The sequence below is a fragment of the Synechococcus sp. MIT S9503 genome, assembly GCF_047304175.1.
In the GTDB taxonomy this organism is placed as follows: Bacteria; Cyanobacteriota; Cyanobacteriia; order PCC-6307; family Cyanobiaceae; genus Synechococcus_C.
Map to the genome: position 1 here is coordinate 50,157 of NZ_CP138955.1, position 22,530 is coordinate 72,686.

Annotated in this window: 21 protein-coding genes and 1 pseudogene; 12 read left to right on the forward strand and 10 right to left on the reverse strand. The window is 49.8% G+C overall.

What is annotated here, in order from left to right:
• The first annotated feature begins 760 nt into the window (after nucleotides 1–760).
• Nucleotides 761–988, forward strand: coding sequence for a thermonuclease family protein (locus SIB56_RS00270; RefSeq protein ID WP_413326986.1), 228 nt, complete (start codon nucleotides 761–763; stop codon nucleotides 986–988).
• A 120-nt stretch (nucleotides 989–1,108) separates the two neighbouring features.
• Here SIB56_RS00270 and SIB56_RS00275 read toward each other — a convergent pair whose 3' ends face one another.
• Nucleotides 1,109–2,047 carry a DMT family transporter gene (locus SIB56_RS00275; RefSeq protein WP_413324568.1) on the reverse strand — a complete coding sequence of 313 codons (939 nt, stop codon included), beginning with the start codon at nucleotides 2,045–2,047 and terminating at the stop codon, nucleotides 1,109–1,111.
• A 453-nt stretch (nucleotides 2,048–2,500) separates the two neighbouring features.
• On the opposite strand from SIB56_RS00275, the gene SIB56_RS00280 reads away from it, so the two are divergent.
• Both SIB56_RS00280 and SIB56_RS00285 read left to right on the forward strand, forming a co-directional pair.
• The gene (locus SIB56_RS00280) at nucleotides 2,501–3,559 is read left to right on the forward strand and encodes a carbamoyl-phosphate synthase (RefSeq protein ID WP_413324569.1); all 1,059 of its coding nucleotides are present in this window, start codon (nucleotides 2,501–2,503) and stop codon (nucleotides 3,557–3,559) included.
• A gap of 318 nt (nucleotides 3,560–3,877) precedes the next feature.
• Nucleotides 3,878–4,969, forward strand: a complete 1,092-nt coding sequence (locus tag SIB56_RS00285) for a carbamoyl-phosphate synthase (RefSeq protein WP_413324570.1) — start codon at nucleotides 3,878–3,880, stop codon at nucleotides 4,967–4,969.
• A gap of 333 nt (nucleotides 4,970–5,302) precedes the next feature.
• Here SIB56_RS00285 and SIB56_RS00290 read toward each other — a convergent pair whose 3' ends face one another.
• Nucleotides 5,303–6,667 carry a hypothetical protein gene (locus SIB56_RS00290; protein ID WP_413324571.1) on the reverse strand — a complete coding sequence of 455 codons (1,365 nt, stop codon included), beginning with the start codon at nucleotides 6,665–6,667 and terminating at the stop codon, nucleotides 5,303–5,305.
• 289 nt (nucleotides 6,668–6,956) lie between these two features.
• Between SIB56_RS00290 and SIB56_RS00295 the strand changes: the two genes are divergently transcribed.
• Complete coding sequence (locus SIB56_RS00295) at nucleotides 6,957–8,036, forward strand: carbamoyl-phosphate synthase (RefSeq protein ID WP_413324572.1); 1,080 nt, start codon at nucleotides 6,957–6,959, stop codon at nucleotides 8,034–8,036.
• 240 nt (nucleotides 8,037–8,276) lie between these two features.
• A complete protein-coding gene (locus SIB56_RS00300) occupies nucleotides 8,277–9,557 on the forward strand; it encodes a carbamoyl-phosphate synthase (RefSeq protein ID WP_413324573.1) in 1,281 nt (426 codons plus the stop codon).
• A 56-nt stretch (nucleotides 9,558–9,613) separates the two neighbouring features.
• Here SIB56_RS00300 and SIB56_RS00305 read toward each other — a convergent pair whose 3' ends face one another.
• Both SIB56_RS00305 and rpsD read right to left on the reverse strand, forming a co-directional pair.
• Nucleotides 9,614–10,081, reverse strand: a complete 468-nt coding sequence (locus SIB56_RS00305) for a hypothetical protein (protein ID WP_413324574.1) — start codon at nucleotides 10,079–10,081, stop codon at nucleotides 9,614–9,616.
• Between the two features lie 101 nt (nucleotides 10,082–10,182).
• Nucleotides 10,183–10,791 carry a 30S ribosomal protein S4 gene (gene rpsD / locus SIB56_RS00310; protein WP_413324576.1) on the reverse strand — a complete coding sequence of 203 codons (609 nt, stop codon included), beginning with the start codon at nucleotides 10,789–10,791 and terminating at the stop codon, nucleotides 10,183–10,185.
• A gap of 74 nt (nucleotides 10,792–10,865) precedes the next feature.
• Between rpsD and yidD the strand changes: the two genes are divergently transcribed.
• From yidD to SIB56_RS00325, 3 genes are read left to right on the forward strand one after another with little or no spacing between them, the layout of a single operon-like run.
• A complete protein-coding gene (gene yidD, locus SIB56_RS00315; protein WP_413326989.1) occupies nucleotides 10,866–11,144 on the forward strand; it encodes a membrane protein insertion efficiency factor YidD in 279 nt (92 codons plus the stop codon).
• Entirely contained in the window at nucleotides 11,125–11,433 is a 309-nt protein-coding gene (locus SIB56_RS00320; RefSeq protein ID WP_413324577.1) for a glutaredoxin family protein, read from the forward strand. Before yidD ends, SIB56_RS00320 begins: the two co-directional genes overlap by 20 nt.
• A gap of 26 nt (nucleotides 11,434–11,459) precedes the next feature.
• Nucleotides 11,460–12,959, forward strand: a complete 1,500-nt coding sequence (locus SIB56_RS00325) for a UDP-N-acetylmuramoyl-L-alanyl-D-glutamate--2,6-diaminopimelate ligase (protein ID WP_413324578.1) — start codon at nucleotides 11,460–11,462, stop codon at nucleotides 12,957–12,959.
• 7 nt (nucleotides 12,960–12,966) lie between these two features.
• Here the strand turns inward: SIB56_RS00325 and SIB56_RS00330 are convergent, their stop codons facing one another.
• On the reverse strand, nucleotides 12,967–14,187 hold the full coding sequence (locus SIB56_RS00330) for an aminotransferase class V-fold PLP-dependent enzyme (protein ID WP_413324579.1): 1,221 nt from the start codon (nucleotides 14,185–14,187) through the stop codon (nucleotides 12,967–12,969).
• 71 nt (nucleotides 14,188–14,258) lie between these two features.
• Between SIB56_RS00330 and SIB56_RS00335 the strand changes: the two genes are divergently transcribed.
• The gene (locus tag SIB56_RS00335; protein ID WP_413324580.1) at nucleotides 14,259–15,425 is read left to right on the forward strand and encodes a hypothetical protein; all 1,167 of its coding nucleotides are present in this window, start codon (nucleotides 14,259–14,261) and stop codon (nucleotides 15,423–15,425) included.
• A 624-nt stretch (nucleotides 15,426–16,049) separates the two neighbouring features.
• Nucleotides 16,050–16,976 carry a hypothetical protein gene (locus tag SIB56_RS00340; RefSeq protein ID WP_413324581.1) on the forward strand — a complete coding sequence of 309 codons (927 nt, stop codon included), beginning with the start codon at nucleotides 16,050–16,052 and terminating at the stop codon, nucleotides 16,974–16,976.
• A 492-nt stretch (nucleotides 16,977–17,468) separates the two neighbouring features.
• Here the strand turns inward: SIB56_RS00340 and SIB56_RS00345 are convergent, their stop codons facing one another.
• The 3 genes from SIB56_RS00345 to SIB56_RS00355 form a co-directional block, all read right to left on the reverse strand.
• Nucleotides 17,469–17,945: a hypothetical protein gene (locus SIB56_RS00345; RefSeq protein ID WP_413324582.1), complete on the reverse strand. Its 477-nt coding sequence runs from the start codon at nucleotides 17,943–17,945 to the stop codon at nucleotides 17,469–17,471.
• A 1,078-nt stretch (nucleotides 17,946–19,023) separates the two neighbouring features.
• A complete protein-coding gene (locus SIB56_RS00350; protein WP_413324583.1) occupies nucleotides 19,024–19,884 on the reverse strand; it encodes a hypothetical protein in 861 nt (286 codons plus the stop codon).
• 76 nt (nucleotides 19,885–19,960) lie between these two features.
• Nucleotides 19,961–20,143: a hypothetical protein gene (locus SIB56_RS00355; protein ID WP_413324584.1), complete on the reverse strand. Its 183-nt coding sequence runs from the start codon at nucleotides 20,141–20,143 to the stop codon at nucleotides 19,961–19,963.
• Between the two features lie 216 nt (nucleotides 20,144–20,359).
• On the opposite strand from SIB56_RS00355, the gene SIB56_RS00360 reads away from it, so the two are divergent.
• Both SIB56_RS00360 and SIB56_RS00365 read left to right on the forward strand, forming a co-directional pair.
• Nucleotides 20,360–21,055 carry a hypothetical protein gene (locus SIB56_RS00360; RefSeq protein ID WP_413324585.1) on the forward strand — a complete coding sequence of 232 codons (696 nt, stop codon included), beginning with the start codon at nucleotides 20,360–20,362 and terminating at the stop codon, nucleotides 21,053–21,055.
• Nucleotides 21,024–21,314 (forward strand): annotated as a pseudogene (locus SIB56_RS00365) (DUF3104 domain-containing protein). Before SIB56_RS00360 ends, SIB56_RS00365 begins: the two are co-directional and overlap by 32 nt.
• Nucleotides 21,315–21,326: 12 nt before the next feature.
• Here the strand turns inward: SIB56_RS00365 and SIB56_RS00370 are convergent.
• Nucleotides 21,327–21,767, reverse strand: coding sequence for a hypothetical protein (locus tag SIB56_RS00370; RefSeq protein WP_413324586.1), 441 nt, complete (start codon nucleotides 21,765–21,767; stop codon nucleotides 21,327–21,329).
• Nucleotides 21,764–22,204: a hypothetical protein gene (locus tag SIB56_RS00375; protein ID WP_413324587.1), complete on the reverse strand. Its 441-nt coding sequence runs from the start codon at nucleotides 22,202–22,204 to the stop codon at nucleotides 21,764–21,766. The genes SIB56_RS00370 and SIB56_RS00375 overlap by 4 nt, the downstream gene beginning before the upstream one ends.
• Nucleotides 22,205–22,530 lie beyond the last annotated feature (326 nt).

Below are 22,530 nucleotides of genomic sequence, written 5' to 3' on the forward strand. Positions count from 1 at the left end.
ATGGTTTGAGTAGGGTTTGAGTCAAGCTCCTTCTTTGCTGAAGCCAAAGCAAAACAAGGACTGTTCGCGACAGACGAGAGCGTGAGCCGGCACAGCCTTGGCTCTTGCAGCTTGGCAAGTGCTTGTGCCTGGCTGGAAGCCAAAAGGAAGGCCGCCCTTCCGGATGGAAAGACGGCCTAGCTCGCTCGTTTGTGCATTGTTCAACCCATCGCTTGTCGAGAAATGAAGGGGTCGAAGCTTCTGGCTAGAGGCGCCCTGGGGCCATTTGCTCTAGGTGTCGGGTTGTTTTCTCCTAGGGCACCTAGGGCGGTGCAAACGGAGCGGCGATTGGCGTGGCGCACAAGGAATGCCTACCAAAGGACCAAACCAGGTCATTTTTGAGACTGTTGGAGCAGGGGCCAGAAGTCAGTCTGCTTCTTTGATCTGCGCTGGTGGAGTGTTGGCTGTCATCAGCTCCTCCGATCTCGATGGCATTACTTTCCATCCGCGGTGGGGCATTTGCCATCAGTCGAATCGCGCATTGCCATTACTGGCAAAACCTCCAATAGTGAGGACGGCGTGCCCAAGCTCAGACGAGGGGGCAGAAGAGATGAAACTTCGATCCGCTGCGGTCAGCTCAGCTGTGCTGCTGTTGGTGCTTGCTCTGGCGGAGCCTGCTGCAGGTCTGGAGACTGTCACCATACGTAGCTGCTACGACGGCGGCACCTGCCGGACAACTGACTGTGAGCGGATCAGGCTGGCTTGAGTAGATACTCCAGAACTGAGAGGGAAGCGGGCTGAGCCAGAAAGGGCCAGAGCTGCCGGTGATCACCTTCGCGGGATAGTCGAAGGAAGGACTGTCGGCCTTCGCCGGATCACCAGCAACCGTTATGGCCGGGCTGTGGGTGAGCTCTTTGTCGACGGGATGAACGTGCAACAGGCGATGGTCGCCAGCAGCCATGGAGAGATTTATTGGAGGTACGCCAGCCAATGCCCCTGGACGCGCTGAATACCTAATCGGGGGAGCCTGAAGCCGACATGTTCACCCTTCCGGGTGATGCGAATGCGATTAATTCCGGAGATGGCGAAGGTCACAGATCAAGAGAATTGACTTATTAAAACACACATTTCACGATTTAGATTGACTCAGAGTGCACAAGGAAATCCCAATCACGCAAACGAAAAGGCCAAGCCAGCTCGATATTGTAAGAGCTTCTGAGAATATTATTAATGCCAGAATCGCTGCAAATACTGGATCAAGAAGCAGCAGGACTGATGTTAGCTTCGCCGATAATTTTTCTAATGCAATTATTATTAGCCCCTCTCCAAGAATTTGGCATATGACTGCCAGCATCACCACAGAAATCCAGCCCTTAAGTGTCTCCGGAAACAACTGGTGACCGGAAATGGACGTACTTATCAACATAAATCCGGAAATAATTATAGACACAACTGTCAAAATGTCGATTGCACTAAACCTCTCTCTCAGCCTTTGAATTAATAGCAAATAACCCCCCAAGAAGAATGCTGAGCTCAGTGCGAGCGTTTCACCAAGTGCTGCCGAAGGCGCGCGATTGACCTCTCCTAGCGCTATACCAATAGCTCCGCCAATTGCTATGGCAAGGCCAATTCCAAAAAGGGAATTAAGTTTTTCTTTTAAAAAGTATAAGGCAAAAAAAGCTGTCACAATGGGTGACATGCTAAGCAACAAATCAGAAATAGCAATACCCGCCTTTGCAACAGATAGGCAATAAGCATAATGCATCAATGATCCAGACAATCCACACAGGAGGAACAAGAGAATGGTCTTAATATCTTGAGCCTTTGAGTTAAATATTTTAAACGCATCGTCCTTGATGCTTGCTATAAAACGCGGCATTCTTATGGTTATAAGAATGAGAGAAGCGATAAAAAATCGATTAAATATCGTCGCCTCAGGGCTTAATGATTCCTCTGCTATCTTTACGAATATGCCTCCAAATGAACCTGCAATTGCTCCAAAAACAAGAAACCAAACGGCCGAGTAGTCAAAGCGTGCGATATGATCACCAGCCGAGTCGTTGGCCATTGTGAACCTCGAAGGCATGCGAACGTATTTGTTGATCCATCACAATATATTCCTAAAACAATAGACAAGCAATATTTATGTGTCAATTGCCGACTTAATACTCTCGGAAGTCAACAATTGACAACGTGAATAAAATCGTTGGTCACCATCGCATTATCTTTTCTATATTTGATCAGATGAAAGCAGACTTTCAACTCTTTCATTAGCAACAGTTTAACGAAAATATTGTCTACACATTGGCACGATTTTAAGCTGTTGAGCAGAGATAATCAGGGCCTAATCAGTAATCAAAACTGCAATCAATTAGCAACTCCGGCCAGTACTCGTTCTGCGGCAGCAATCAACTCCGACTCCCTGGCGTTGGTGCCGTAGTGCCACTCATATTGATCAGCATTGCGGTTGCGGGCGAAACCAACCAAAGTTCTGCATCATGTGCGGACTGACGCCTGATCCATGCTCCGCCGTCTCTCCATCGGACTCCTGGCTTCTGCTGTTGCCATCGCCCCACTGCCTTTGAAGGCACAGGACGGCAGCGCAGAGGATCTCGGTGATGTGATGAGCATCAGCCTCAAGGATGTGGTGAAGCCTACCTTCGGCTTCCAGGGCGCACTGCAGGGTGCAGGCACACCGAACCAAGCAGGCATTGGCGGGTTCCTGCCTCTCTCTGTTGGTGACAACAGCGTCTGGTTCCTTGATGCACTCGCCAACGCCAACTTCGCTGATCGTGAGGGCTACAGCAGCATCATCAACACTGATTTGGCTGGCACCACCATCAGTACCTCAACGCGTGTTGGTTACCGCTGGCTGAATGGAGACCGCTCCTGGATGTTCGGACTGAATGCTGGTTATGACAGCCGCCCGATGAATACCGGGGCGACCGATACAGGCATCAATGTGAGCGGCACAGAGGAGAGTGCGTTCTTCCAGCAGGTCGCCGTCAATGCGGAAGCCGTCTCCAATGACTGGAACTTCAATGCCTATGCCTTAGTTCCGATTGGCGACACTGAGCAACCACTGAACTGGTATTACCAAGGCGGTGCACTAAGCACCTATGGGCTTGATGTTGGCTACTTCATCACGCCTGAGCTGAATGCCTCTGTTGGTTACTACTACCAGGATGGCGATGGAACAGAAGCTGACAGTTCTGGTGTGCTTGGAAGAGTTGCCTACGACATCAGCAGTGGCTTAACAGCAGGAGTGAACATCTCCTACGACGAGGCATTTGAGACCAGAGTTTCAGCTGATCTAACAGTTCGCTTTGGTGGTGCGAATACAACAGCACAGCGCAAAGAAGTTCAACAACAACCTGTAATCAATGCCTTAATAGCTACACCAAGCAATCGCGATGCAAGGGTGCACGACAATATTAAATTTAACGAGGATGGGTGTGAAGGCTTGCTCAAATTACTGAGCCAACACCCTTTTACCACATTGGCGCTATTTGCGTCAAAAGTTGCGTTAAAAGACGGATGTGGCACACCAATAATAGATATAGATCTCAAGTCACCTTAGATATCTTCTCTGTCATGAGTTAATGATACAATCAATCACTAAACCCTTGATTATGTTTATTGCTCAAATTACCCCGAAAGTTCTTAAGTTAGCCTCCAACGCCTGCGCGATTGAGCGCAGTTGAGCAGAGATAGTCAAGGCTTAATTAGCAATGAAGCCTGCAATCAGCTAGCAACTCCGGCCAATACTCGTTCTGCGGCAGCAATCAACTCCGACTCCCTGGCGTTGGTGCCGTAGTGCCACTCATATTGATCAGCATTGCGGTTGCGGGCGAAACCAACCAAAGCCCGGCATCATGCGCGGACTAATGCCTGATCCATGCTCCGCCGTCTCTCCATCGGACTCCTGGCTTCTGCTGTTGCCATTGCCCCGCTGCCTTTGAAAGCACAGGACGGCAGTGCAGAGGATCTGGGTGATGTGATGAGCATCAGCCTCAAGGATGTGGTCAAGTCAACCTTTGGCTTCCAGGGCGCATTGCAGGGTGCTGGTACACCGAACCAAGCAGGTATTGGCGGGTTCTTGCCTCTTTCTGTTGGCGACAACAGCGTGTGGTTCGTTGATGCTCTGATCAACGCCAACTTCGCTGACCGCGAAGGAGACAGCAGCATCATCAACACCGATGTCGCTGGCACCACCGTCAGTACCTCAACGCGTGTTGGTTATCGCTGGTTGAACAGCGACCGCAGCTGGATGTATGGGCTGAATGCTGGTTATGACAGTCGCCCGATGAATTCAGGGGGAACCGACACCGGCATCAATGTCAGCGGCACAGAGAAGAGTGCTTTCTTCCAGCAGATTGCTGTCAATGCAGAAGCTGTTTCCATTGACTGGAACTTCAATGCCTATGCCTTGATTCCTATTGGAGATACCGAGCAGAAGCTGAACAGGTATTACCAAGGTGGAGCACTGGACACCTATGGACTTGATATTGGCTATTTCATTACACCTGAACTGAATGCTTCTGTTGGTTACTACTACCAACATGGTGATTTAGGAGCTGCTGATGGCTCTGGTGTGCTCGGACGCTTGGCTTATGAGATCAGCAGTGGCTTAACGGCTGGTGTGAATATCTCCTATGACGAGGCATTCGAGACAAGAGTTTCAGCCGATTTAAAAGTTCGCTTTGGTGGTGCATCTACAACAGCACAGCGCAATGAAGTTCAACAACAACCTGTAATTAATGCCTTGACATCAAAACCAAGCAATAGGGACGTTAGGGTGCACGACTGCGTAAAAACCCCTTTTCTTGTCACATGCTCTCCAGAAGAGTATGAAGCATTAGAAAAACAGATCAAATCATTAGAAGCTGACAGGAGATATTTGATCTGCAGGGACAGAGATGACAGGTTGGGAGAGAGAAGGCATTGCGGTGAAACGAATGATGAATTGTTTTCTGAAATTGAACCATAATAGCAAGGGCTAAATAAGCAATCAAGACTGCAATCAACTGGCAACTCCGGCCAACACTTGTTCAGTGGCAGTAATCAGCTCTGGCTCCCTGGCATTGACAAGGAGTGTGGATCACATTGACCAGCATTGCGGTTGCGGGCGCACCCAAGCAAAGCCCGGCATCATGCGCGGACAAACAAATCATTATTTTGAACAACTCAAACCAGTACTTTACAGGGTCTACCTTCCTACAAACACTTCTCCTATTCCATTCTTAAGTTGACCAGATTACGCAAGCTAATGCTAATCTAGCGACTTCAAAAAATTTGCCTGAAACCTTTTTGACTTTGGCAGCTACTCTTTAATTGCCTCATATAAAATTCGGACGAGTAATCGCACGCCATCATCTTGCTTCAAGGCGGAGTATTCAGGTAAACCACTTTTACTAAATTCTCTGAGGTCATCAAGAAGTTCCGGATGAAATTGACAAGAAAATGATCTCCTTACATTTTTGGTTTCGAAATCAAGGTAACTGATACACGTTGCCGCAGTCTCAGTACATAGTTTGCCTTGTACTGTTGTAGAACACAGAATTTCGATAGAACTTGGAAGCTTGAGAAGCCAAGCGAGCGGTGATACTGAAATGATTTTCCGCGAGGGCACAAGGCTGTTGCGCAGCTTTCTGTAAGCCCAATTGGCAAACAACATCGCCTCTTCATTAACCTCATCAGTGTGAAACATCACTATGTTGAGGTTCTTCTCATAGCTTATAGAGTTTTCAATAATGCCATCGTATTCTTCGCTTGAAACCGCATGAGTAATCAACAATTCAGACAGTTCCTCACGTGCATGCGTTCTTGCATTCCCATAATGCATTAACTCACAATGACCAGCTTCTGGAATCTCGTTTATGCCAACAGCAAATTGAGGATCACGCCAACCACGTGCGATTACATTATTTTCATCTTTTATGATAGCAAGGGCTTCTCCAAGCTTGCATATATCATTGCAAGTATCAATCAAGCTTTTAGCAAGATAGGTTTCTTCTTTAAATATATCCAGATAAGTCTTTTGAATTTCCGCTGTTGCCTTCTGAATTAATCTAACGTGCGCTTGAGCCGCAAGCTGATGCCCCAAGCATATAAATACTACTGGAGGAGTTCTACTTTGCCTTGAGAGTATCAACTCCTCACAAAGACACTGTAATTCAACAAGACTCCATTTCAAATCCTTAAAAGTCGAAGAATCTCTAACCGTAGGGTGGCCACCCTCAATAATGATCGCCAGCGATCGGCTCAAAACCCGAAGAAGGAGTGATTTATCGATATCATCAATGTCCCACAATGGAATTAAAATTGAATCACAGTCCGCAATAGACTGCGCCAAGTAAGCAATATTTAGTGACGCACGCACGGATTCACCGCAACTATTTAATCCAACGTGATCAGCAGGCTCAATGATACATAGAGTATGTCTTAAAAGGTGATCATTCTCAAGTAACACTTGAAGATCATCATTTGTCCTTACAACCTTCTCGAAGGGAGCTTGTTCTCCCCAGCCACCAGAAATGTGGCTATCCGATATAAGATCATTAAAACTTTCTAGCAAATGAGGAGAATCCCTATCACGAAGGAAATCACCCATCAAAGTCTGTATTGAATCAATGCTTGACTCACCAGGGCGTAAAAATCCCTGCTTTGATCTCCAGGAAGGGTTCATGGAATCAAGAACATTTGAATGCTCTTCCCATATTAACTCTTAAGATTATTCGAGTCAAAAAATGTTGGAAAAATAGTTTGCGTATTTGTATCAACTCAGACAGAAATGAGTCCTGAATCACTCCGCGACTCGTGAAATGAACACTTCATGGATGGTCAACAAGCCATAGGAACACTTTTGAACAAAAGCAAACGAAACTGTGTCCGAAATACAGATTGCATTGACAAGCATTGCGCTTGGAGCACACCCAAGAAAAGCCCGGCATCATGTGCGGACTGACGCCTGTCCAATGCTCCGCCACCTCTCCATTGGATTGCTGGCTTCTGCTGTTGCCATCGCCCCACTGCCTTTGAAGGCACAGGACGGCAGCGCAGAGGATCTCGGTGATGTGATGAGCATCAGCCTCAAGGATGTGGTGAAGCCTACCTTCGGCTTCCAGGGCGCACTGCAGGGTGCAGGCACACCGAACCAAGCAGGCATTGGCGGGTTCCTGCCTCTCTCTGTTGGTGACAACAGCGTCTGGTTCCTTGATGCACTCGCCAACGCCAACTTCGCTGATCGTGAGGGCTACAGCAGCATCATCAACACTGATTTGGCTGGCACCACCATCAGTACCTCAACGCGTGTTGGTTACCGCTGGCTGAATGGAGACCGCTCCTGGATGTTCGGACTGAATGCTGGTTATGACAGCCGCCCGATGAATACCGGGGCGACCGATACAGGCATCAATGTGAGCGGCACAGAGGAGAGTGCGTTCTTCCAGCAGGTCGCCGTCAATGCGGAAGCCGTCTCCAATGACTGGAACTTCAATGCTTATGCCTTACTTCCAGTTGGTGATAAAGAGCAAAAGATTAATTGGTTCTACTCAGCGGGCTCACTGGCGACTTACGGACTTGATGTTGGTTACTTCATCACCCCAGTCGTGAATGCTTCTGTTGGTTATTACTACCAGGATGGCGATGGAACAGAAGCTGATAGTTCTGGTGTGCTCGGAAGAGTTGCCTACGACATCAGTAGTGGCTTAACAGCTGGTGTGAATATTTCTTATGACGAAGCATTTGAGACAAGAGTTTCAGCAGACCTTAAAGTGCGCTTTGGTGGTGCAAGCACAACAGCACAGCGCAAAGAAGTTCAACAACTACCTATAATCAATGCATTGACATCATCACCGAACAACCGGGATGTCAGAGTTCACGACTGTTCATACTATTTATCTACGATGATTGGGCGGGGTGCATGCACGGGTTTACTGCAATACGAAACAAAAGGTATAAAGCTAGAAAGAAATGGAAAGATAACAACATGTATTGCTAATCCTGGATTCCAACCAGATGGGACAGATGTGGAGCAAAAAGAAGGATGCCCATGATACTATTACTAGTAATTAAGATAGCCTAGTAAAGGCATTATGCCTGCAGGAGTTTTTCATTTCCTTAATCAATACCTAATCACGTCTAAATGCCCTTCAATGCCTGGCACTAATTAATACCTAGCCCCGCAACGAGCGGGTTTTCATTGGTTACTAAACAGCAGCAAAGCTGAAACTGACTATTACAACGGGCATCACCAGCGCAAGCAAGGCATTCTTTCCTCATCTAATCAACGCTCCATGCTGCGTCGTCTCTCCCTAGGGCTGTTGGCTTCTGCCATCTCCATTGCTTCTCTGCCTGCCATTGCTCAAGAGGAAGGCAGCGCAGATGATCTCGGGGTGATGAGCATCAGCCTCAAGGATGTGGTGAAGCCCACCTTTGGCTTCCAGGGCGCACTGCAAGGCGCAGGTACACCGAACCAGGCAGGTATCGGCGGCTTCCTGCCTCTCTCTGTTGGCGACAACAGCGTTTGGTTCGTTGATGTCCTTGCCAACGTCAACTTTGCTGATCGAGCAGGAGAAAGCAGCATCATCAATACCGATGTGGATGGAGCGACCATCAGCACTTCAACTCGTGTTGGTTATCGCTGGCTGAATGGAGACCGCAGCTGGATGTTTGGCCTTAATGCCGGCTACGACACCAGACCAATAGCAACGGGTGCTGCTGATTCAGGTGTGTCCTTATTTGGTAGTGAAAAAACAGTCTTCTTCCAGCAAGCAGCGGTCAATCTGGAAGCAGTTTCCAATGATTGGGACTTCAATGCCTACGGCTTGATTCCAACAGGTGAGAAGGTTCAACAAATCAACTGGCTATATCAAGCAGGTTCACTGGCAACTTACGGCATTGATGCGGGCTACAACATCACACCGGCCTTCACTGCATCGGTTGGTTACTACTACCAGGATGGTGATGGATCAGAAGCTGATGGATCAGGTGTTCTTGGTCGGCTGGGATATGAAATCACAAATGGCCTAATCGCTGGCTTCAACATCTCCTACGACGAAGCCTTTGAGACAAAAGTATCTGCTGATATTGTGTACCGATTTGGCGGACCAAGCAAGACAAACGATAAAAAGAAGGTTGCAAAAACGCATACAATAAAGGCATTATTTAGATCGCCTTCTAATCGGAACGTAAGAATTCATGATGCAATCGACATTGATAAAGCGGTTGCAATTAAGCTTGCAGGAGTGTGTTTAGCAGATCAACTCGGTGCTGACTATAAAACTGCAATTCTCGCAAGCACTCTTTTGGATAAGACGGCGGAAAATAAAACTGTAGGCAATTATCTAAGATCGCTTGATGATTCTTCTGATACCGCCCTTCAAATCCTTGAGAGGCTAGATACTACGGTTTTCCAGACTAACCAGCTAGGGTTTAAGGCCCCTGCGAGTGGAGACAATCCTGCTGGAGTTGCGATTATTGATCGATATAAATGGCAAGATTGCGTCGATGATGGGATGCAGAATTTGGAGCTAAAAAAACAATTCGGAAACAACAATGTGGTTGTTAAAGGTTAATTGATTGTGCAAGCTTTTTATTAATTGATCCGGCCAAACTCGTTCAGCGGCAGCAATCAGCTCCGACTTCCTGGCGTTACTCTTTGCTCTGCCAAGTAAGGAAGCATCTGCTTGAGCAGTGCCTGACTCTTGTTCCGCAGCGTGCGTGGTTTGAGTAGATCGGCTTCGACGCGCCGTTGCTCAACATCAATGAACTCCCTGACGCAAGCCTCTACTGGTCTGTTCTTGTATCTGCCACTGTTCGATGTCCTTGCGTCCCTCCTTGAGCTGTCTTGCGGGACCTGTGAATGTCCAAGCGATTCAATCAGTTCAGGTGCTGCTTGCTCTTGCCTGAGCGCCGTATAAGCCTCAATGCACTCCTCTAAGGCTTCTTCGATGGTGCTGGCGTTAGGGAGCAGCCTGTGTAAGTAGCGCTTGGTGCCGGGGACCTGCTCGCGCCAATAGAAATTGTCTGGCTTGTCGACGTACGACAAGACCACGCCTTTGCCACTGAGCGCCTTGGCTTTCTGCGCGATAGCAGGCACAAAAAAACTCCTGCTGGCCGTTGAGAAAACGCTAGCAAGAGTTTGAGTAAAGTTTGAGTGAGGGTCTGAAATCGCTCCAGATCCCTCTCGACCAATAGAACTTAAACTTTGCGGGAGTAGTACTCCACCACCAGCAGTTCATTGATTTCCAGTGCGACCCATTCGCGTTCGCACTTGCTGATCACCTTGGCGCTGAGCTTGGCCTTGTCGAGTTCAAGGTGGGGAGGCACGTTGGCAAGGCCAGGAAATTCCAGGTTGCCCTCAGCCAGTTTCTTGCTGCCCTTGCGTTCTCGCACGGCAATCACATCACCGGCCTTGCACTGATAACTGGCGATGTCGGTGACACGACCGTTCACGGTCACGTGACCATGATTCACCAGCTGGCGAGCGCCAGGCACTGTGGGGCCGAATCCGAGGCGGAAGCAGACGTTGTCGAGACGGTTCTCGAGAAGCTTGAGCAGGTTGGTTCCAGTGGAACCGTCCTGGGCGCGCGCTTTCTTCACGTAGCGCACGAGCTGGCGTTCGGAGACGCCGTAGTTGAAGCGAAGCTTCTGCTTCTCTTCAAGACGGATCGCATATTCAGAGCGCTTGCGACGGGCTTGGCCGTGCTGACCTGGTGGATAGGACCGCTTTGCGGCCTTCCGGGTGAGACCAGGGAGGTCTCCCAAGCGCCGCGTGATCCTCAGTCGAGGGCCGCGGTAACGAGACATAGGGGAGGAAGATGTTGGACCATTCGCGCCGAGGAAACGCCATGCTGGACTCAAGGTCAGCTCCGCGTTGCTGCATGCGCGAACCACGCATCCTATCTGTCGGCTTGCTTCAGATCGCTGGAGAGCGTTTAAGCAGTGCAATCGCCCAGCTGATGATCGGTTTGATCGCTTTTTATCGCAGCTGGGTGTCTCCCCTGATTGGACCCCGTTGTCGCTTCATCCCCACCTGCAGTGCCTACGGCGTGGAGGCGATCCAGCGCCATGGACCATGGCGCGGAGGCTGGCTTACCCTGCGCCGGATCTGTCGATGCCATCCCTTCACCCCCTGCGGCTGTGACCCCGTCCCCGATTGAGTTCCAGCCGCTGACTCTGCTCAGCAGGCAGGGATGCTGCCTTTGTGAAGGATTGGAGCAGCGTCTTCAGGATCTCGAGCTCAGTCGCCTTCAACCACCACTGACCCTGAAGGTGATTGATATCGATGCAGAGGGGGTTGAGCCTGAGCTGCGCTCTCGTTACGACCTTGAAGTGCCTGTTCTGATGCTGCACGGCAAGCCTCTGCCTCGCGTCTCTCCCCGGCTGAGCGGTGAGGGACTGTTCATTTGGTTGCAACGGCTCTGCACCACTGTCGCCGGATCGGACTAAAACGGCCTCATCCCTGGGTGGCGGTGATGACGCAGACACTCCATGCCCTGCTGAAGGCGGTGCTGCTTCCGGTTCCGGAAGGACTGCCCAACCCCGCTGTGACCTCCATCACCTGTGACTCCCGCAGCGTTGGCCAGGGTTGCCTGTTCATCGGTCTTCCCGGAGAGCGGGTGGATGGTGGATGCTTCTGGCCCGAGGCTCTGAAAGCCGGGGCAGTGGCGGCTCTGATCGGTGCTGATGCAGCGCGATCGCATCCCCCCACCGACCAGACTCCTGTGCTGGTGATCCCAGCGCCGATGTCCCACTGGGCCGGTGAACTGGCCGCGGCGTTCTGGCAGCAACCGTCATCGCGCATGCATCTGATCGGTGTGACCGGTACCAACGGCAAGACCACCACCACCCATCTGATCGAACATCTCAGCTTGGAGTGTGGTCGTCCTGCAGCGCTGTTCGGAACTCTGGTCAATCGCTGGCCTGGTCAGAGTGTGACCTCCACTCACACCACGGCGGTTGCGGATCGGCTGCAGGCCCAGCTGGCGGAGGCGCTGAACCGGGGCACGCAGGTGGCTGCCATGGAGGTCAGTTCCCATGCGCTCGATCAGCAACGGGTTGCGGGCTGTCGCTTCTCCTCAGCCGTGTTCACCAACCTCACGCAGGACCATCTCGACTACCACGCGTCGATGGAGGAGTACTTCGAAGCAAAGGCACGCCTCTTTGCCGATCCCTTTCTGGTTGGAGAAGGGCCCCGGGCCGTGGTGAATGTTGATGACAGCTGGGGGCGTCGTCTGGCGGATCGTCTCGGTGATCGCTGCTGGAGCTGCAGTCTTGACAACAAGGCCGATCTCAGCATGCGCGATCTTGAGATGAGTTCCGGCGGTGTTCAAGGCCTGTTGCTCACACCCCGTGGGGAGGGACGCTTTCGGTCGCCCCTTGTTGGTCGCTTCAACCTGATGAACGTGATCCAGGCCGTCGGCTCACTGCTTCAGCAGGGGCTGCCACTGCCGCTGCTGTTGCAGGCCCTTCCCAGCTTTCGGGGTGTGCCTGGACGCATGGAACGGGTGTTTGCTTCCTCGCCATCAGCCGAGCTGCGACCTTCAGTTCTTGTGGATTACGCCCACACGCCTGACGGGCTGCGCAGCGCCCTCGAGGCCAGCCGCCCCTTTGTGAACGGAAGGCTGGTCTGTGTGTTCGGTTGCGGTGGTGATCGCGACCGGGGCAAGCGACCTCAGATGGCCTCGATCGCGGCGGAGCTCGCTGATCGCGTTGTGATCACCTCCGACAACCCACGGACGGAGGATCCACAGCGAATTCTCGACGATGTGGTTGCGGGTGTTCCCTCAGGCATTGACCACCTGGTGGAGGGTGATCGAGCGATTGCGATTGCGCAGGCGATCGCTCTGGCCCAGCCCGGAGATCTCGTGCTGATCGCTGGCAAGGGCCATGAGGACTACCAGATCGTCGGCACTGAAAAACTGCATTTCGACGATCGCGAAGAAGCGGAGAAAGCTTTGCGTCGCTGGAACTAGCAATTCGTCAGTCGCAGTGATCCTCTGCTGACAACCGCCGGATCTGTTGGGTGAGCTGCTCGATGTCGTTGCGACTGGTGCAGACATGGGTGCAGGCACGCAGACAGACTGGATCGGCCAGATCCCGGATCCAGATCTGTTGCGCGCCCAGAGCTTTCACCACATCGGATGGTGTGGCTGGTGTCGTCTCAACGTTCAACCGAAAGCTCACCAGTCCAGCCGGCGGGGGGCCTTCAAGCAGGGTCGAGACCCCTGGAATCGAACTCAGCTCCCTCCAGAGCTGTTCGCTCAGCGCACGAATGCTGTTGATCCTGTCGTTTTCCGATCCCTCCTGATCCAGCAGATCCAGGGAACGGCGCAGACCTGACATCAGCGGGACGCAGCTTGTGGCCACCTCGAAACGACGGCTGTCGTGATGGAAGGGGTCGGGATCGTCAGCCACCGCGCGCGTCTCGTCCTGAAGGCTGCGCCAGCCGATCAAGGTGGGCTGGGAGTCGTTGAGAACACGCTCGGAAACAGCCACTCCGCCAAGTCCTTCCGGACCACAGGCCCATTTGTGCCCGGTGAAGGCATAGATATCCGCAGCTCTGGCTGCTTCGGAAACGGGGATCTGACCAACGCTCTGCGCCGCATCCACGAGCAGGTATGGCTGGGCAGGATGCGCCTGCAGCTGAGCTGCCACTGCCGCGATCGGCATCAGCTGGCCGGTGTTCCACAGCAGATGTGACAGCACCACAAGACGGGTTCGGTTGGTGAGCCGCTGCGCGAGGACCGCCAGCACGTCGTCATCGGTTTTCACCTGCTCATCACGTCCCTGCCTGAACTGCTTCACCGGCAAGGTGTGAATCTCAAGCTGCTGGCGACGTGCCAGTTCCTGGCAGGCCGCGACCACTCCTGGATGCTCACAATCGCTGATCAGGATGTGATCGCCTTGATCCAGAGGAAGACCCCAGAGCGGTAGCACACATCCTGAAGTGACGTTCTCGCTGAGGGCGAGCTGATGTGCCGGCACATTGCACAACCGGGCCAGACGGCTCCGTGTTTTGTTCACTTCGGCGCTGATGTAAGGCCAGACATCGGCGGTGAAGGGGCCGAGTTCCTGGATCCGTTTCCAGCTGGTGGTGATGGCCTCCAGCGAGGGTGTTGGCAGCGGCCCCTGACCGCCGTAGTTGAAGTAGGTCTTGTTCTGCAGGGCAGGACACAGTGATCGCAACTTGTTTGTGTCCATTTGGGTTTTGGCTGGCTAGGGTGTGACTAAAGCTGTGACTAAAGGTGCCGTTTCGGAAGCATCCGACATACGTGCGTAAAGCCCGTAATGGCTACCAGCTGCAGCGTGGCGTCCCTAAAGACGTTCAGCCAGTCGTAGGCAAAACGATTTGGGTGGAAAGTGCGGGTTCGACTTATCGCGTCGCCCAGCGCCTGTCACCTGTCTTCGCTGCCAAGACCGATCGCCTCATCGCGGAGGCGCGCAATGAGATGTCATCGACGGGTGACGAGCTGATTGATGCGGTCCCTGACCGGTTTGACCTCTCTGATCCAGAGGTGGTCGAGGCGTTGCTGACTGGCTGTGATGTCGAGGTTGAGGAAGGGGCGTTAACTCGTGAGCAGGCGTCTAGATACAGGGCGATCCTGAAGGGTGAGGAGAAGCCAAGAGACCACCTGTCGAAGGAAGAGCTGATCCAGCAGGCCAAGGCACTGAAGGCACCTGCCGCGAGGACTGAAATGAGTTGGAGGAGTGCCTTAGACGATTTCTTGGCACACGCTGCTGTCACTCACCCAACAGCTGCCACAACGCAACACGCTGTGGCTTATCGCTCTTGGCTTCTCGAACGACTCAGTCCGTCAACTGTTAAAACACGTCTCGCTTTTCTGTCTGGTCTCTGGTCAGTCCTGTGTGAGCTACGCCCTGATTCCACTCATATTTTTCAAGGACTAAATAAACGGATCAAGGTCGTCAAATCCAGAAAGTCTGAAGTCACACTCACCGATCCTTCGAAGTGGCAGGGTTCAGGTGAACAGATTGAGATTTTTCAGTTTCTTTATTTCACAGGCGCACGACTCGCTGAGATCGCTGGCTTGCAAGCTGAAGACTTGTGTGAAGATCGAATACTCATTCGACCCAACGAGTCCAGACCTTTGAAAACAGAGTCCTCTGAGAGGTCTATTCCAATTCATCCAAGACTGCAGTCTTTGGTCATCGAGTTGCGAAAGAAGAATGGTCTTCTATGGCCAGGTCAGTATCAGGAGTCAAATAAACGCTGGGGAGTCAATCTGTCGAAGCCTTGCAAAAAAATAGTTGGAGTCACACCCAAAGGATTTAGGGATCGTGTAGCAACAGTATTGCGAGCAAATAATATGAATGAAGCAGTTGTCGTGGCCTTGCTTGGCCACACACCGAATTCAATTTCAATGGCGTATGGCGCTACGCCCTGGAAAGAACTAAAACGCGCCATCATGCTTCTATAAAGCAATTGGTAAGAGCTAAATGATCAAATCCACCATGTGATGCCCTGGGCTTCTGCAAGGAACGTCAGGGTGGCTCTAGCGGTCCGCAGTCTGCATAGGGTGGAAATCAATAAGCACCGTATACAGAGAAAAGCAATAGGCACCTTATACAGGGAGAACCAATCTGCAGTCTCTACAGGGAAAAGCGGTCGGCAGTGTATACAGGGGGAACCAATAGGCACCGTATACAGAGAAGAAGCAATAGGCAGTGTATACAGAGAGAAACCGAGTCAAGGAAAAGACTTAAACACCCGTGGTTTGGAATCCACGTAAAAGAAATGGGTGACTCTGAATACCTTCGGGAGTAAGTCGTCATCCGCGCCATCGGACGCCAGGGAGAACAAGCCTTCAGGCAGCTTGTAGTAGTACCCGTTATCCGATCCCGTCAGCGTGACGCGCGTAACACAGCGGCACCACCATGAACTCAAGTGAAGACAACCGACAAAGGGTTGTTTGATGTTCGTGTTTGCGGAGTAAGTGCTACAGGCGGAGCCTACGGCAACACTTCCCAAACCGAATCTAAGTGAATAGCTAGATAGCTACTTCTACAAACCACCATCTACCAGGACCATGAGCTACCAGTAGGTGGGAAAAACAAATTCTGTAAAAAACACACGTGTGGATAAATCTATGGATCATTTTAATTACTCACTAATGCTGCCTGTCGACAAAGCAGGTAAACCAGACCATCGTTTTAGCGATAGTCTCGTACGAATACGGGAAGAGCTAACAGAACAGACGATCAATGAATTAATTGAGTTTCACACTCATGCACAACAATTACAAAAAGGATATTCAAGACAAGGTTTGGCTTTTGCATCTGCAGTCTTTAAAGAAGCCGCAAACTTAGATCAAAACCATCGATTTGATGATGACAATCGTTATGGCTACAAATCGAAGGTGTTAAGAAAGCAAGCTCAACAGACTCTAGAAAGACTTGGTTTTTCAAAAAATAATTCTCATAAGTTGGTTGCTACTGCTGACTGGCTGACATGCCGATGCCCCGGGAAAGATGAGCTGAAATGGTTTGAGACTCTTTCAGTTTCACATCTTTATGAGCTCAGCAGAATGAGTTCCCAAGGCTATGGAGTGGTTAAGGAAGAAGTCTCATATCCAGATTTCACCTTTAGTGCTGGTCAACAAAGCATCTCTGTCAGAAGGCTTGAGCAGATCCGTCGTTCATATCCGAAGCAGGAGATAGCAAGTAGCGATGCTGCCACCTTTCCGGAGTCACCAGAGGAACAATCAAAGGAGGTTCAGCAAATACATCAATACCAGGCTTTGAAGACTAGTACTGAGCAACGCTCTGAACCGAGCCCCCTAACACCAGATGGTGAGAGTAATCAAATCAATAATGCTGAGATGGTTGAGCAGTTCATGGTGCTTGCTCAATCCGTTGATTGGGAAGCATTAGGTGAGTGTGCTGCCATTAGAAGGTTTCAAGCATCAATGTGTGAGGTGCTCAACTGCATTGAAGATCTCAAGAGTCACTCAACAGACTTACAGAATTAGCTGACCAGCTGTCTTCTCGCCTATGCCGCGGATCGGATTGGGCTGAATGATCAGGAGATCTGCCAGTTCATTGGCAACACCCGCTCACAGTCATCCACGACTGCATCAGAGTCCTTCCTAGTGATATGGATAGGGCAATGGATAGGGTTAGGGATGGTTTTACTTCAATCGTCTCTGGAGACGCTCTGGGACGCCTTGCAGACGACTTAGGAGTTTCTGAAGAGCAGCTGCCTCGTCTTGCTCAATTAGATGGTGACTTATCTGCCGTATTGATGTCTATATATATATTTAATTGACTATTATCTTATTGAAGAGGATTCGCCACTTTGCTAGCGGACGAAATTGTTTGTTCTTCCTACCGTTCAGATAGCTCGCATCTGTCTATGAAATCTCTATTAGTTCTCGGGGCTCTGCTTCTTTCGGCGTCACCTGTCTTTGCTGAAAACGGAGCATCACGCTTAGTTTCTGCTGGTTAATTAGATATTGATGATTTCAATTATTTCGTTTACGGTCACGAAGTTCAAGAAGCCTTTTGAGATAGGCATGTAATAGCTCATACTCCTCGGCGTCCAGTTTTTGACCGTTCTTCTTCTTCCGGTAGGCTTCCTTGATACGAGCGAACTTCTTCATCTTTTCAAGTTCTTCCTTCATAGCGATTTCTTTTAATTTCATACCTCGTCGTGGAGCTACAGAGGAAGTAATTTCTCTCTCAGGTTCTGACATGTTTTCCCAGCCTTTCAGTTCCATATACTCATCTTTCCAATTTCTCTCTTCCTCTTTGCGAGCGGGAGGAATGTAATTTGGGATGGTGTTTCGTTGAGAATAGACAGCTATTCCATAGACAAAAGTAAATCCAAGTATGATTAGTAGAGGAATGCCTGGCGAACCGAAGCTAGCTATGAAGGCAATGTAGGAAGCCCAGAAACCTAGTATAAGAAACCAAACCTTCTTTTCTTTAGTATCAAGCATCTCCTGATTGGTGTTGCTTGCATTTTAGTTCTTGCTGCTGGAAGAGACAAGCAAGAGGTTTCGCTCAGTCATGAGCATGGAATATCACTTGTTCTTGAGCAATATTTTTTATATGGCATCGGAGAATAGATATTGCAACGGCTTGGGTTCTCCTCGCAATACCAAGTATTAGGGTTGCACACTTTATCCTTGACATTCGAAAAAGAAACCAGATTATGCCTAATACTTTCCCCAACACATGAGCACCTTATGTACTGACGATTTTCCCAAATTTGAGAGTCAGCTTTCATTGTAAGTACCGGTGTGAGCACTGCACTGGCGGTTACCGTCAACGCAGCCAAAACAAACGCTTTCAAGGGTTTTATCAATTGAAAAATCCATTGTAGAAACCCTTGTCAAATCACTCTAATCAACTGCACTGCAATGTATTTGGGAATAAATGTCCCGTATATGAAGAAGAGTATGTCATTACATACCTTCGTAGTGAGGCTAAACACTATAAAAGACAATGAGCAGCAGCAAATGACTTAGGTAGTAGCTGCTGTTCGGTGTGGTTGAACCCTCGAAGTATCTTGATAACGTCTTCAAGCTCTACCAATTCTGACTTAACTAGGCGAGTCAGAAGGCGTGACTGAACTCAACTCCAGCTATGACAGTAACGATGGCATAGACAAGGGTAACTGCAAGTTGAAATACTTCACTGCATTGTTATTGGTACGTCCACTAGGCGTGCAATAAACAAACCATCATCATTCGATGACTGGGATGCAGTTGAAATACCTAACTATTAATCCAATCTAATTAAATCAATGAATATCAATCCACTAGATGACATCAGAGAACGATATAAGTATGGTGTCGAAGTCTATGTTGACACTGAACGTCAAGTCATCAGTACAAGACCAAGGCAGAAACTATTTGAGCTCAGTGCTGATGATATTAATGTCAATAATATCAACGAGTGATCTACAGATTGTTGATTTGACTCTGTGACGCTAACGGTGAGCAGCCAGACGCTCGCTGCCGCTGAACGAGTATTGGCTGGAGTTGCTAGTTGATTGCAGTTTTGATTACTAATTTAGCCCCGGCCTATCCACCATTGATACTCCAGAGTATTTGGCGATTCATACTCAACGTAATTTGAAGAAAAACATGGTTTTACTCTTGTACTATTTCCAACATACTTACGAGTAATTTCTAAAGTCATTATTGGATAACGAAATGGGTAAAAAACTCCTAATGTCATCCAGCGCTCCTCCTCATCGGTCCCCTCGTACCAGATCCCCTCGTTCGATCCTTCATACCTTTTACGGGATTTTCTCTCCCACTCCTTTCTGTCTTGACTCTCACCATTCTCATCCAACCAACTTGAATACAGCTGGAATAGCCTTTCTTTATCTCTGTCAAAAGCGAATACATGCGAGACAAGCATCCATGGATTATATCCTTCGCTATCCGGGTCCATGCAGATTATCAAATCCTCTCCAGAATTAAGACGTTTTTTCATTGAAAGCGCTTCATTGATTCTTGGAGAATGCGTTAATTGAGCTTGCACTTTTCCGAATCGCATTGCCGCACTGCATATTGTAGAAATTTTTTGCGGCAACAAATCTTCGATAGCTTTTGATGCGATAATATCAGGCGAATGATAGCAATATGAGTATTCAATTTCGTCATAATGCTCTTTGCCAGAAACAGAAGTGATCCACCTTACGTTGCCCTTACACCTCACCATGTATTCATTCTTGTCTCCACCAACTTTCTCGCAGGAAACATCATTCTTTCTAACACATTCCTTGTATAGCACGTTTGTATCTGTTATTTCCTTGCCGCAGTATTCATTGACGAATATGTCATAGGCGGTTTGTTTGGTACCTTGAGACGAGCATGCAGCTATCCCGAGCAACAAAAAGCCAAGCGGATTAAAGCGTAAACGCATTAAATAAACTCAAAACAATCAAAATAATTGGATAATGCGAATCTGATTCGCGTGTAACAGTTTTTAAGCACATAATTCAACAATAGATCACAGCTGCATTGCCTAATGCAATGAGCACACATAACAGAGACCACCATGGACAAAAGTAAGAGCAGAGGCTGAGGCCGAGATCCTCTGCACTGCCGTCCTGCGCCTTGAAAGGCAAAGGGGCGATGGCAACAGCTGAAGCCAGCAGTCCAATCGAGAGGCGGCGGAGCATGAATCAGGCGCCAGTCCGCGCATGATGCCGAGCTTTGCTTGGTTGCGCCCGTAGTTGCAATCGGTCTCATCGACTGCCAATAAAGCCCATGGCGTCCAAACCCAGGGTCAGTACTGCACCACAAGCAGGCGGTCATGCGATTACGCGATCGCGTCCTGCATGGAAGCAAACGACTGAGCGTGGCGACAGCAATATGGGAATAACGCGGAGCTGTGGATGGTGAATGTCTATCTGAACTGGGCCACAATCTGGGGGCTGCTGCTCATGGCCCTCTGGGTTCCTGCCCTCGTGGTGTCGTTGCGACGCTTCGATGTCTTGATGGATCGGGATCAACCGCGCGAGTCGCTTCAGGGGCTAGGGCTGCTTTGGCTTCTGGTCACCCTGGCCGGACGCTGCATCGCCATACCGCTGGTGGGTTCGATCATGTTTTTTCAGGGGTGGCGGTTGGATCCGCTCCTGCAATTTGCATTTGCCCTGCTCGTGTGGGGCACCATCGTTGAGTCGATCCCCTCCATTCGTGCGGACCACCGTGCGTTACAGCAACGCTCAGCAGAGGATGGTGAGCAATCAAGTCGACAGCGTGCTCTGGAGCGTCGCCTTCGCGATCGTGCCTGGCCCTGGTCATTCGCTCATGCAGTTCTGCCTTTTGCTGGCATCTATTACGCGATTACTCGGCGCACAATCACACCATTGTTATGGGATGTCGTCGCACGTTTTGTCATGTCGCTGATCACTAGCGGCGTGTTGTTAATTCTCCAGCTTTTGTCGGATGGCGAGACAGTGAACTGGATTCCAGTGCCTGTGTTTTTGATGTTGCTCATAGTGAATGTGTTCGCCGGTCTCCTGCCTGTGAAAGCTGCCATCCGCCGCACGCAGGCAGATGCCCGTCGCCGTTTGGAAGCTCACGGCTGACCACGGTTTCTATAACTCGCCCGAGTCAGAGAGGCCGGTCTTTCTGGACGTGGCGCCAGGGATGACGGTCATCGTCCAGCACGACCTTCAGATCGGAGAGAAGCGCGACAAGGATTGGTGGATGGGCCAGGTGATCCATTGAGGCGGTGCTGCCCGCGATCCAAAGATCCACAACCTGTTCCAGATCGCTGATGTGGATTCAGGCGTGATCCGCTGGGTCAACGCCGATCTGGTGACTCATATCTTGCCTTCAATCTGACGGTTATCTAAATCAGCTCTTTGCCTCTTTTCTAGCCTTTTCAAATTCTGATTCGTCAATTCCTTCACACATTCCCCTCACTTTGGTTGTTTCCGAGAAGTAATCATTGCGCACGATAGCTTCTATGTTGACTGGACCTGGAGGAACTATTTGCAAAGTACCCTTGCGTTTAAAATATAACCCATTCTCTGACCGCTCTCTTTCTGAAATAGCCACACCGTTGACAATTTTCTCTTCTCGCCATGTAGGATTGTTTGCGGTACGAGTTAGGCTTTTTGTCAAGTTAACCATTATATGTGTGGTCTTAGTTTCCTCCCTCTTCCCGATTTTATTTGTGTCGAGGTCTTTGCTTTCAATATTTACTTTAGTAACGCATTTCAAATAAACAATTTCATCGGCGATGACAGGTGATGCTGAGAGGAGAAGGAACGAAAGGAGAACTGGGAGATTCATTGATTCAGAGCCTCCTGAAATTCAGAAGCATCAATCTCTGCGCAAGATCCTTCTTCGCTGAAAGTGAGATTAATATTATTAGTTTTGTCAGTTACCACTCCGCCTGAAGAAAATTGATATGGCGGCACAAGGTTAATTTTTCCTGAGACATCTTGCCCTGATTTAATGGTGTTGAAGGCGTTTCTCCAAGAAAGGTTTGTTCCTTGAATCGTGACATCAATAGGTCGCGTTGATCGTGTATCGAAAAGTGTTTTCTTCTTTAAATCCACTTGAAGAATATTAACAGCTGACATTCTTCTATTGTCTAATATTTTAGATGTTTTGGAATTTGAATATGTTAAATTCTGCATTGTCTCACACCTCAAATAAACAAAGTCATCAGCAAGCACAGGTGATGCTGAGAGGAGTAGAGAACCAAGGGCTAATAGAGATTTCATATACAGATGCGAGGCACCTGAACGTAGGGCAATAAAAAGCCCTGCGCTCGGCAGGGATTTTGATCCTGCTCAGCTAAAGCGGAAGCCAGTCACGCCAAGGCTCCAGGGGAGTAGGCCCTTCTGAGGCGCGATGCAGGCATATCCGAGCGCATCAGCCATATGGTCTTGACTGCCTCAATCCCAGCGGAAATTTCCGAGGCCCTATTACGTACCCGCACGGACTCTGAAAGACCCCCATGCCCCCTTCTTCGAAGCTTTGGTGGGCTTGCTGGCGGGTTACCCAGCTTTAAGAGTTCTCTTCACTGCAAAGACCAGGAACCGCGTTC

Excerpts from the sequence above, each read along its gene's own strand:
- SIB56_RS00275 (WP_413324568.1), bottom strand. The coding sequence starts at position 2,047 with ATGGCCAACGACTCGGCTGGTGATCATATCGCACGCTTTGACTACTCG.
- SIB56_RS00280 (WP_413324569.1), top strand. The coding sequence starts at position 2,501 with ATGCTCCGCCGTCTCTCCATCGGACTCCTGGCTTCTGCTGTTGCCATC.
- SIB56_RS00285 (WP_413324570.1), top strand. The coding sequence starts at position 3,878 with ATGCTCCGCCGTCTCTCCATCGGACTCCTGGCTTCTGCTGTTGCCATT.
- SIB56_RS00290 (WP_413324571.1), bottom strand. The coding sequence starts at position 6,667 with ATGAACCCTTCCTGGAGATCAAAGCAGGGATTTTTACGCCCTGGTGAG.
- SIB56_RS00295 (WP_413324572.1), top strand. The coding sequence starts at position 6,957 with ATGCTCCGCCACCTCTCCATTGGATTGCTGGCTTCTGCTGTTGCCATC.
- SIB56_RS00300 (WP_413324573.1), top strand. The coding sequence starts at position 8,277 with ATGCTGCGTCGTCTCTCCCTAGGGCTGTTGGCTTCTGCCATCTCCATT.
- rpsD (WP_413324576.1), bottom strand. The coding sequence starts at position 10,791 with ATGTCTCGTTACCGCGGCCCTCGACTGAGGATCACGCGGCGCTTGGGA.
- yidD (WP_413326989.1), top strand. The coding sequence starts at position 10,866 with ATGCGCGAACCACGCATCCTATCTGTCGGCTTGCTTCAGATCGCTGGA.
- SIB56_RS00325 (WP_413324578.1), top strand. The coding sequence starts at position 11,460 with ATGACGCAGACACTCCATGCCCTGCTGAAGGCGGTGCTGCTTCCGGTT.
- SIB56_RS00330 (WP_413324579.1), bottom strand. The coding sequence starts at position 14,187 with ATGGACACAAACAAGTTGCGATCACTGTGTCCTGCCCTGCAGAACAAG.
- SIB56_RS00345 (WP_413324582.1), bottom strand. The coding sequence starts at position 17,945 with ATGCTTGATACTAAAGAAAAGAAGGTTTGGTTTCTTATACTAGGTTTC.
- SIB56_RS00350 (WP_413324583.1), bottom strand. The coding sequence starts at position 19,884 with ATGCGTTTACGCTTTAATCCGCTTGGCTTTTTGTTGCTCGGGATAGCT.
- SIB56_RS00355 (WP_413324584.1), bottom strand. The coding sequence starts at position 20,143 with ATGCTCCGCCGCCTCTCGATTGGACTGCTGGCTTCAGCTGTTGCCATC.
- SIB56_RS00360 (WP_413324585.1), top strand. The coding sequence starts at position 20,360 with ATGGTGAATGTCTATCTGAACTGGGCCACAATCTGGGGGCTGCTGCTC.
- SIB56_RS00370 (WP_413324586.1), bottom strand. The coding sequence starts at position 21,767 with ATGAATCTCCCAGTTCTCCTTTCGTTCCTTCTCCTCTCAGCATCACCT.
- SIB56_RS00375 (WP_413324587.1), bottom strand. The coding sequence starts at position 22,204 with ATGAAATCTCTATTAGCCCTTGGTTCTCTACTCCTCTCAGCATCACCT.